Below are 10219 nucleotides of genomic sequence, written 5' to 3'. Positions count from 1 at the left end.
TGTGTATAGGTCATAGTGCATTTTCCTTTGGCGAGAAAGATGCCTACTATAGCAACTGACCGCCTTTCTTAGAAATTGCACTTATTAGTCGAATCCAAGAATAAGAGATAATATCCAATTAAGTGATTGGTATTAATTAACTTTTTACAGACATAATTTCATTGTAAAATTATTATGATTTTTATAATTAAGATTAAGTTGTAACATTATAGATATATTTTAAGCTAATTGTAATGCGCATCATACAGTAGTGGCTATTTAATTATAAAAAATAAAATCAGTAACATTAGCAACCGAAACAGATTCTGATATTGAATAATCCTGTTTTTAAATAAAAAATATATATAAATCTATACCCTATGGATTTCAAAATGCACCGCGGCGGCAAGGGAAGGAGTTTCAGGGAGCATAGGTAACTATGTGACTGGGGTGAATGAGCGCAGCCAACAAAGAGGCAACTTGAAAGACGACGGATATAAAGGAGATAATTATGATCAAGGCAGATAAATACCAACCAACTGGAGACGCGAGCGTCGGTTATCCACAAATATGTATCAGAACGAATAGAACGGCCGAACGTACGGATATGAAGCCAGTAATAGAAAGAGCAATGAATATTGGCCAACAGTTTCCCTGGAGTGAGAAAGATACCATTATTAGAGAAGTGTTCAAAGAATTAGGATCTGCCTTTGGTGGTGGTAGTTTTGGTCATGCATGGGTTATTTATTTCAATAGTTCGAAGGAGGGAGATAATACATCATATGCTTTTCATGCGGGATATGGATTGGTAAAAAACTCAGAATATACAAATGACTCACCAGAGAGGAAATTTCACCTCCAGCGCTGTGTGAAGGTTGATGGCAACGCTATCAACCCTGAATTAATAGAAATGAAACTTATCCCTAAATTAATAGATGAAAGTAATCGGCTATCAAAACTGATGAAGCTTACTTCTGAAGATATGAAAAACGGAGTATACACTCCTATAACAAACTGCTCATGGTTTGCAGGAAATTTATGGAACCAGATAATCGGACTGAAATTCGAACAGACTATTGAAAATGATATTAATCTTAATGAATTAGCGGTTAACATGGATCTTCCGTTGATCAATGAAATTAGAGGTATCGGCGACCCCGGAATGCTTGCCGAGAGTATTGAAAATGGATTGCATATCTAAAAAACCTTGCTGAAATCAATTGTAAAAAACTGGCTTAATTATCCTGAAATTAAGCCAGTTTTTGTAATTGTATGTTTTAAAAATCCTGATACCAAATTCAAATAGAAAGGTATTCTTCATCTGTTAACTACTACAATGTATGTAGAATATGGCATTATATTTAAACGCCAGTTTCCTCTCTTATAGTTTTATTGCGATTTTCAGCTAAAAATTGCATCATTTCTTCCAAAATTTCACCTGATTTTTCAAGAATAGGTATATGGGCAGCATTTCGCAGTACTACTAATTTTCCACTGCGAGCAATTGCCATTTCTTTTGCAGCTGCTGGCGTAGCGACAATATCATTTTCGCCAACTAATACCAGCACTGGAACTTTTTTGTTCTTTGGTCGCGCTGGTTTAATCTGCGATAATGCCTCTGCGCATCCCGCATAACCTTCTGCTGAGGTACGGTGTAACATCTGTTTCATTCCTATCGCTGGTGGTGTGTCACGAAATTCTGGCGTTACCCAGCGAGAGAAAATTTCTTGAATTCTATGACTTAAGCCGTGGTTGCGGATATCATCGGCCACTGTGCTCCAGATAGATTGTGTAGTTGGTGCAAGATAGGTATCAATGAGCACCATTGACACTAGTCGCTCAGGAATACTGTCGGCTAAATGCTGGGCGATTAGACCGCCGATCGAGACACCAGCTACCGAAAATACATCTATTCCAAAATAATCCGTAATACTGAGCACATCTTTAGCCAAATCTTCTATAAGAAAAGAAGCCTTACCTACCTCACTGAGGCCATGTCCTCGCATATCTAAACGCAATATCCGATAGTTTCGAGCTAAACTCGAAACTATCGGGTCCCAAAGATGTAAGTTAGTCCCAAGAGAATGAAGTAATACCAGAACAGGAGCGTCATTGGAGCCTTGTAAATCAACATGCAATGTTAATTCATCCGATTTCACAAACATATTTAATCCCCTTAATAGAATTAAATTACCTATTCAATTGCCAGCCTAAAAATGGTAAGAATTAATTTATTTATCACTACCGAAAAATATAAATTCGCCCTGCTATAGAGAGAAATAATATTTCCAATAAATATACAACTGAAATTCGACACTTAATAATCAAAGATGACTAATCATTCAATTAGTTCGAACGGGAATAGCTACTTTTTTCGGTGTATTACGATAACGCAAATATATGTTATTGAGGATCAGGGCAGAACCCGTAATACAAGCTCCTGCAATTTCAGGAACATTTGGTTTTACTCCAGTCATCGCTGAGATTGAGAAAGCAGTGATTGGTACAATATCCATGAATAATACACCGTTGAGTGGAGTTAGTATTTTATTACCAATATTCCAACATAGGATTCCTATGAAGCCAGCAATAAAAGCCGTGTAGAATACATGCGGAATGACAAACATGAATGCACTAATTTTTGGTACAGACACAAAACCACAGAAATACAGGATGCCGTTTAACACCAATATACTTATCACACCCAGATAAGTTGTCAGCGCAGTGTATTTTAACGGTGACCAAGTAGGAAAAAATGAAGCTCCTACAGTGTAAATAACCCAACACAGTGCGCCGAAAATAATAAGCCCATTAGCTGTGTAACTAGAGGGAACATCAAACAGACTACCATAATGGCCTTTAGTAATAACTGTCATTACACCAAAAAAAGACATCAGGATTAACCCAATAGATATAGCAGGAGGTGCAATTTTACGTAATACCCAGTTCACAAGAATGCTAAGCATTGGCATAGTTGCCATCATGATGGAAGCAGTAAGTGCTCCACTTTTTCCGGCCATTTGTTGGCCTAAGAAGACAAAAAAACCGAAGCCAGCAAAACCCACAGAACCCAATAGCCAAACCAAACCTATACGTTCACCTTTTAGTTTAAAACCTTGCTTTCCTTCGTAAAAAAACAGCGCAATTAACAATGCAATACCAGCGAAGCCATAACGTAGTAGTGTAAATGTATAAGGATCAATGCGTGTAAGAGCGCTGGTCATGATCGGAAATGTCGCTCCCCAAGATAAAGTGGCGATCAGACAACAGATTACACCCATAGAGTAAGAATTTTTCATTTTTAGAGTCTCAGTTAAGTAATATGCAGAATTGTTCACATCATGTCAGGGATGTGAATTAATATGGTGAAAACTTGGTCAGAACTAAGTAACCATCCTGCCGACATATTTATAGAGAAATAAGAAAATGATAGGTATCTTATTTAATTAGCGATAAAAAATTAATTAAATGTGTCTATCAGAGATACCATTGTTTTTATATTTCCCATGCAAATAGATTAGGGAAAACGAGTTATGTTGCAGACTACTTTGCGCTAGAGAGTTCAAATATCGAGCTAAGGTCTTTGACTTGAGCGGAGCATATAAGCTCTCCTACTCCAGCTTGCAATAACTCTTTCATAATTCCTTCATTACGACGAACTTCACCACATACAAATGTATGAACTCCATGTTCTCGAGCACACCTGATAACTCTGTGGAGCAGGCGAATATTTGCGTTGCTGGTTGGCAATACAGAAAGAGCTTGATTGTTACGACAAACGCCATTGAACAAAGAGAAAAGATCTGATGTACCAATAGCCATAAAGTCGACCTTTTCCGTTGTGAATAAGTCATCAAGCTCTTCCGCTAATGCAGGAACTTCCAGAGTAAATCCAAGCTTAACGTGAGAACGTTGTATTCCAGCCTCTTCCACCATAGCGACAAATGAGCAGTACTCACTGATAGTGGAAATAAATGGTGCGCTAATGTTAACTGGTGTGTCGAACTCCTTCTGGAAACGACGAATCGCTGCCAGTTCCGGTTCCCACTGTTCCATGTTCCGTGGCCCACGTACGCCCAAGTCAGGGTTCATTTCTGAATGTACATTTATCCCAACCTCAACGAGTTCTGCCGTAGTAAGGTCAGATAAAACACAACGAATACTTGACCAGTTTTGCTTACCCAGATCGGCTAATTGCCCGTATAGAAACGCTTCAATACGGTTAGGGTCATAATAGGCAGAAGGTTCTTGGCTAAATAGCTGAAAAAGACAGAACTTGAACCTGAAGTATCCCAAAGACTTAACTCCAAACCTACGATAGATTGCAAGGTTTCGCGGATTTAGTACTGAGCAGATTGCGCTGACTGGCACTTTTTCCGTCAGAGCCGTTAAACCATCTTTATTGACGATACACCGACTTATCTTATCAAGTTCACCTTCATTACAGACAACTAATCCAATTCCAGATTCATGAAGCATTTTTCGTGCGTGATCCGAAAATTCGCCCTTAGTTACAACAACAGATCCAACTGATGGGGTTGCTATAATTTTACTTGCAACCGCACAATCAAGGCTTGGGGTAAAAAGAATACGCTCTGAATCGTCTGAAATTTCGTCGAACGAGGACGCAATGATACCCACTGTTTCAGGTTCTGGGGTAATGATGATCTTTCCGGTACTTTTTCGCACAGTAGGCTTATTCATCAGTTCTAAGGTAGTCATTTTTTTCCTTAAACAGTTTGGTTGTGTGAATCAATAAATGTGACCGCATCTCCGCGTAGAATACGATCGGTAGCTGAAAGAATTGCGGCACAATAGCCCAGTGTATTGTGGACGAAAGCTTGCAGGACAACTTCCACGATGTTTCCGACACGTTTGACTGAAATGTGTTGTTCTGTTACAAGAAGTACAATACTGCAAGGTAGGTAGGCATAGGATCTTGAACCTATGGGACTATTAGTAACATGAATAAGGTATGGTTCAGAAGAGCCTAGTGTTTTTGCTACACCGATGATGTCGTCTGTACGAATATCTATCCCGTGCAGAAAAAACCGTTGTATTTGGTATCCAGGTGGTTGGGTAAGCACACGGAGTGAAACGTTATTCACACTCGAAGCTGGGTGAAAACGCAACATGGATTCCGCCACCTGAGAAATGCCCGGTCGCAGGTTATCTCTGGGATCCTCACTACGTGGACCCACACGCTTAGTGCCAAAATTGGAAGATGCTGTATCAGGGTGAACGATGTCTACCTCTGTATGTAATAAAATATCGTGAAGTGCTACGCCTTGGTTTGCACAGAGATCTGCCAGAATGCGCAAACCTGTAGTCCATCCTACACATTGACAACTGCCCATTGCATAACTTCCTGAAAGCTCAGTCGCTACTACTGTATGACTGGCAAGGAAGTGTTTTGAATTAGCGGTCAAAAGAGCAGGATAAAGAGCAGGAAGGGAGGAGTTCTCTGCCACACCAATAACTACACGAGAAATAGACTCAAGTTTATCAAGATGGCTTCGCGATCTAATATGATGTCGGCTGGTTGCCAGCACAGTCAAATCGAAGTAACCGAGATCATCTAAATTCTCATTAAGATCACGGAAGTGAATACGAAATGAATACCCATTAATAGTCAGTGAACAATTACTGTCATCTGTGGTAATTCTACCGAACAAATATGGATTTGCTAAGAGAAGGCGTACTTTGAGTTCTTCGAGCGGTCCACGATCCGCAGCACCAATTCCTTCGCTATCAACCGGATGAGTCAATACATCCGTAATTGGATATGCAACATCGGGGGTCGTTGACAGATATAAGAGATTAGAACCGATATCGGCTCCCATACCGACAAGTAAAATTCTTCCTGATTTTGCCCGATCATCATCCAAAGACAATATCTCCTCCGCTATCTGATCAGGCTCTGCGTGTGATTTATCTAAATGAAAATGAGTCATAGTGTTATATTTCCCATTCGGTGAATGATCACCTTCTTATAGGCATTAGTGTCAATCACAAGTGTGGGAAATAGGCTTTTTAGTCGCTCATTTGAGAATCTGCCAGGTCGAACCAGATATGGCGGATTGAAAGAGAAATCCACTACCGTATTGCTCTGAAAAGGCCCAGCAGTTTCATCCCAGCCAATAGGGCCTCCATCAATAACCAAATCCGCGTGCTGACCAAGATCGCTTATTGCTTGTTCGCGAGTAACCTGATGACCGCCAGTACCGGATATATTAGAGGACGTAAGTGCTATGGGACCGAAATCCCGTCCAATTTCATACATGGGGCTCATTCCATGACAAAAAAGTCCAACAGTGGGTGCTCCCATGGTCATTTGCTCGGGAAATACAGCCGCCGCCGGTGCCTTGAAGAAGACTGTTGTGACTTTCCCTAAGAGTAGCTCGGCGATGAGTTCATCTGAAAATTCTGGTGGAATATCCGCATAGGTTCTCGCATCACTCGGATGTCCGATACCCAATGTGAGTGGCCCGAACTTAGTCCGTTCCTTCATTCTGAATATTCGAGCTATTCCGCTCGCACTTGTTGCCGAGCAAAAAACACCATAATTTGTCACGCTAGGAGCAACAATAACTCCATCATTTTTAAGCAACTCTAGTGCATATTTATGAGTCTCATCATTATAAACTCTAATATCCATTTTTAAACCTCATAGTTATTACCTTCCATCGAAGATGGATTTTTAGAAAAACATAAATTATCTCATAATAAAACTTGCAGTTAATTTCTCATACTATGGACACAATCATTATAAATTTAACCATTAAATATACATTTTTGATTTATAAACCATTAATTATTATTTCCATTAACAAACATCCCCAATAATCGACACGGTAAAATCACATTAATAAAAACAAACCCGAGATAATTAATCGCGTTATCATATTGTTATTAAAACCATCAGAAACGTAATAATTAAACCTTACAAAATAAGTAATGAAATACAATAAAACACCATAAATATAGAGCCTCATTGAATTTAATTAAAATTCAATCAATTGATTAAGAGTGTTTTCATGTTAGATCCAAATGTTCATAAAAAAAATAAACAATCACTAAACAAGTGATGATACACATAGTGAATAGAATAACATTCCATATATTTTTTATTAAAACCATGATGGTGACATTGTTTAACCCTAGAGTTACCCCTCTCTTTTTTTATAAATAATAACAACAAAAACAATTAGTTTAATATAAAAAATAATTCAGGCTGAAAGAAACAAGAATTAAAAACCATTTTCATAAATAATTAAACAAATAACACCATAAATTATTCTCCAAATATTTTTCTGATCAAGAAAACTTGACCAACGTTGTGTACCGTTCATTTAAAACAGTCATAGCCGTTCTATGTACTGAATCTGCATCAATTATGTCTATTAGCTCAAACCTAAACTGACAGTTATCTATTTGCCACTATGAATCTAAATTTGAGCTAACTTATTTATATTATGTCAATTCTCTTTCACTCCGACATAGGTTCTTAAGTTATTACATTCACCAGCATGGTGAGAGTTGAAAATAACCATAACTGCTTCATTATGATGATTTAAATCGAAATTATTTGTAAATCAGGTAAAGAAATTGAAGGTTTCACTTATTCTGTGATTATTACTGGCGGCAACCAGCTCTTATATCCAAAGCCCCTACGCCCCAGAATAATCAATACGATTCCTAATATGAAAGCAAATATCAGAATCATCCCAATAATTTCCAATGGCCTGAAATAACTTGCTAAAAGCGTCACAGCAATGCCGCTGGCCGGAACAGAAGACATATTGATTAATCCGATTAAGCCTGTTGTTTTTCCAAGGTGTTCTTTGGGTATTATCTGACTTCTGACAGAGCGTAAATAAACGCTGAATACTCCATCAAAAGCCATCAATAACATATAACCGACAAGGTATAACACGTAATACATAGAAGCTGTCATTATTGTTCCGGCTAATATCATTGAGCAAAAAGAGACTGTACCTAATGCTGATAATCCAAAACGCCTGACAAAACGAGGTACAAAGAGGAAAACAACAATAGTAGCAATGGCTGCTGAAGATTGTAATATGCCAAAATAACGCTCAGGTAAGGAGAATTCTTTAAGAACTACCGCAGCACTGACTACCAGAGCCGAGCCGTATATCAGATTAACGACCCATGTTAACCCACACAAATGAAGTAGCACTTTATTTTTCCACAGTACTTTGACTCCTTGCTTATTTGAATCAATCAATGACTTGAAACTGAGTTTATCTCCAACACTAACTTGACACGATTTAAGAAAAAGATAATTAATTGCAGAAATAGCGAAAATCCCCCCGGCAACAACCAATATTGTGTTAATGCCGCCATATACAGCAATAATCGCAGCCAGAGTTGGTCCCAAAACCTGAGTAACCTGATCAACACCCTGAACCATAGACAGTGCTTTGGGTAATTCCTCAGCCGGAATATTTCGTGGTAGGAGAGATTCAGTTGATACAAAATTAAGAACATGAGCAACAGAAAGCAGAGCCATCATGACTGCCAAAGCAGGGAATGTTAATGTCGGATCAAAAAAGAGCACTAAAAATATTATCAGCATTAATGCTGTACGCCCGACTTCAACATTAAAAAATATTTTTCCCTGAAGAACGGCAAATCCATAGTGGCTGGACTTTCAGGAATAAAGAACATACTGAGCATATTTTTTTAACACCACGGCTGCTGATCAAGAATAGTGATGCAATGTTAGATGCAACGCTTCAGGGAGTAGGCATCGCCCTTATTCCAACTTTTATTGCCAATAGCTATCTTGCTGATGGTTCGTTATTAGAAGTACTTCCTGAATGGAAATTTGAAAATCCATTCCCACGTCAGGCATATATCATTACCCTGCCACAGAAATTATTACCATTAAAAACAAAAGTCTTTATTGAAGATTTTATGCAATGGCTGAAAAAAAGAGAAAACTAATAAGGTGAAATAGTTGGAATGATTGGAGACTGCACTACTGCCAATTTCAATCCTTTCATTCTTTGCGGGTAAAAAAGTGATGGGTAAAAAAACGCTTTAATTCATTCTCATCAAAAGGCAGTCCTTTGCCAATATGTTTTAACATCTGGTTGTGGATTACATAGATATATTTCATCACTTCCATTCAACCAATATGTATTATTGCGCATAAAACAAGATCCTTCACGCAGTTTAATTCTGATATAATTAAATAATAGATCAATGCATAAATTAAGATAAATCGCTCTTATTACATTCATGGAAAATAGAATATTTCACCAAATATCCATCGATTTTTACAGAATAAAAAGGTTAACTGTTAGTATAATATAATAATTAAATGGAGTATTTATTATAACTTCATTCCCAATGACCAGCTCCTGTGACAGTTGCAGAAACAGTCCCAACCCCATATCCATCAAATATGCCTAGTGTATCTAGAGGTGATTCAAAAAAAGATACATTTACTTTTAAAAAGGATATAGCCCCCACAAAGGTTGTTGCTTTTTCATAAAATTTATTAATATCATCCAACAGAATATAAAAATCTCCTGAATGCCATCCTTTTCCCAACGATCCTAATCCTCCCCCGCGTCCATAAAAAGTTTTCCCACCGTCAATAGATAACCTAATTTCAAAATAACCAATATAACTAGTTATGACAAAATCAGCATGATACTTCGTTGTCTTGAGGCCTGATAAACTCAAAATAGAGTCATCTATATTTCTCACCTTATCATCCAACCTATCTTCTGTTTTTTCAGATAAAGACTCGATAATTTTCAGGCCATTCTCAATAGGTAAATAAGAGTCTGATTCAATATATAATATTTTACTCATAACAAACCCCATTTCTTGATAATTATTAAGTTACATTCAACCAAAAAATAAAAAGCATTTCTTAACCAGAGATTTATATAGCAACATCAATTGATGTAATGAGGTTAATTTAAAATATTTTTTCTCTTATTATCTGAAAAGATCAATAAATGATATTTAAGAAAAAATATAATTAAACTAACTCATACAAAAAATATAGTACATATTGTTACATTTTCAATAAGAAATTATATTTCTTTAAACATAAACTATCCTAACCAACTAAATCAAGGTAAAAAAACACTCTTATATAAAATATAAATAATAAAATCAAAGTCTTATGTAAAAACAAGCTTATAGATAATTGTGATGTGTCTGGGGTTTGTAAATGACCATTACAACATGACTT

9 protein-coding genes are annotated in these 10219 nt (G+C 37.3%); 2 read left to right on the top strand and 7 right to left on the bottom strand.

Features of this window, described 5'->3' with window-relative positions; genetic code table 11:
- The first annotated feature begins 490 nt into the window (after positions 1-490).
- Entirely contained in the window at positions 491-1180 is a 690-nt protein-coding gene (locus tag Xinn_RS14425) for a hypothetical protein (RefSeq protein WP_086954446.1), read from the top strand.
- Positions 1181-1340: 160 nt separating this feature from the next.
- On the opposite strand, the gene Xinn_RS14420 is transcribed toward Xinn_RS14425, so the two are convergent.
- From Xinn_RS14420 to Xinn_RS14395, 6 genes are all read right to left on the bottom strand, one after another.
- The gene (locus Xinn_RS14420) at positions 1341-2144 is read right to left on the bottom strand and encodes an alpha/beta fold hydrolase (RefSeq protein ID WP_086954447.1); all 804 of its coding nucleotides are present in this window, start codon (positions 2142-2144) and stop codon (positions 1341-1343) included.
- Between the two features lie 177 nt (positions 2145-2321).
- The gene (locus tag Xinn_RS14415) at positions 2322-3278 is read right to left on the bottom strand and encodes a DMT family transporter (protein WP_086954448.1); all 957 of its coding nucleotides are present in this window, start codon (positions 3276-3278) and stop codon (positions 2322-2324) included.
- Positions 3279-3522: 244 nt separating this feature from the next.
- The gene (locus Xinn_RS14410; protein ID WP_086954449.1) at positions 3523-4701 is read right to left on the bottom strand and encodes a putative PEP-binding protein; all 1179 of its coding nucleotides are present in this window, start codon (positions 4699-4701) and stop codon (positions 3523-3525) included.
- Between the two features lie 8 nt (positions 4702-4709).
- Positions 4710-5933, bottom strand: coding sequence for a hypothetical protein (locus Xinn_RS14405; protein ID WP_086954450.1), 1224 nt, complete (start codon positions 5931-5933; stop codon positions 4710-4712).
- The gene (locus Xinn_RS14400) at positions 5930-6637 is read right to left on the bottom strand and encodes an L-threonylcarbamoyladenylate synthase (RefSeq protein ID WP_086954451.1); all 708 of its coding nucleotides are present in this window, start codon (positions 6635-6637) and stop codon (positions 5930-5932) included. The genes Xinn_RS14405 and Xinn_RS14400 overlap by 4 nt, the downstream gene beginning before the upstream one ends.
- Positions 6638-7600: 963 nt before the next feature.
- Complete coding sequence (locus Xinn_RS14395) at positions 7601-8581, bottom strand: MFS transporter (RefSeq protein WP_244590212.1); 981 nt, start codon at positions 8579-8581, stop codon at positions 7601-7603.
- A 32-nt stretch (positions 8582-8613) separates the two neighbouring features.
- Between Xinn_RS14395 and Xinn_RS14390 the strand changes: the two genes are divergently transcribed.
- A complete protein-coding gene (locus Xinn_RS14390) occupies positions 8614-8952 on the top strand; it encodes a LysR substrate-binding domain-containing protein (protein WP_339373506.1) in 339 nt (112 codons plus the stop codon).
- A gap of 399 nt (positions 8953-9351) precedes the next feature.
- On the opposite strand, the gene Xinn_RS14385 is transcribed toward Xinn_RS14390, so the two are convergent.
- Entirely contained in the window at positions 9352-9831 is a 480-nt protein-coding gene (locus tag Xinn_RS14385) for a VapA/VapB family virulence-associated protein (RefSeq protein WP_169923589.1), read from the bottom strand.
- Positions 9832-10219 lie beyond the last annotated feature (388 nt).

Origin of the sequence: Xenorhabdus innexi (assembly GCF_002632485.1) — a bacterium.
GTDB lineage: Bacteria > Pseudomonadota > Gammaproteobacteria > Enterobacterales > Enterobacteriaceae > Xenorhabdus > Xenorhabdus innexi.
Note: the sequence above shows the minus strand (reverse complement) of the source record. Positions and strands in the feature narration are given on the sequence as shown.

Bases quoted from the DNA above. Each gene is read 5' to 3' on its own strand.
- Xinn_RS14425 (WP_086954446.1), top strand. From the start codon at position 491: ATGATCAAGGCAGATAAATACCAACCAACTGGAGACGCGAGCGTCGGT.
- Xinn_RS14420 (WP_086954447.1), bottom strand. From the start codon at position 2,144: ATGTTTGTGAAATCGGATGAATTAACATTGCATGTTGATTTACAAGGC.
- Xinn_RS14415 (WP_086954448.1), bottom strand. From the start codon at position 3,278: ATGAAAAATTCTTACTCTATGGGTGTAATCTGTTGTCTGATCGCCACT.
- Xinn_RS14410 (WP_086954449.1), bottom strand. From the start codon at position 4,701: ATGACTACCTTAGAACTGATGAATAAGCCTACTGTGCGAAAAAGTACC.
- Xinn_RS14405 (WP_086954450.1), bottom strand. From the start codon at position 5,933: ATGACTCATTTTCATTTAGATAAATCACACGCAGAGCCTGATCAGATA.
- Xinn_RS14400 (WP_086954451.1), bottom strand. From the start codon at position 6,637: ATGGATATTAGAGTTTATAATGATGAGACTCATAAATATGCACTAGAG.
- Xinn_RS14395 (WP_244590212.1), bottom strand. From the start codon at position 8,581: ATGCTGATAATATTTTTAGTGCTCTTTTTTGATCCGACATTAACATTC.
- Xinn_RS14385 (WP_169923589.1), bottom strand. From the start codon at position 9,831: ATGAGTAAAATATTATATATTGAATCAGACTCTTATTTACCTATTGAG.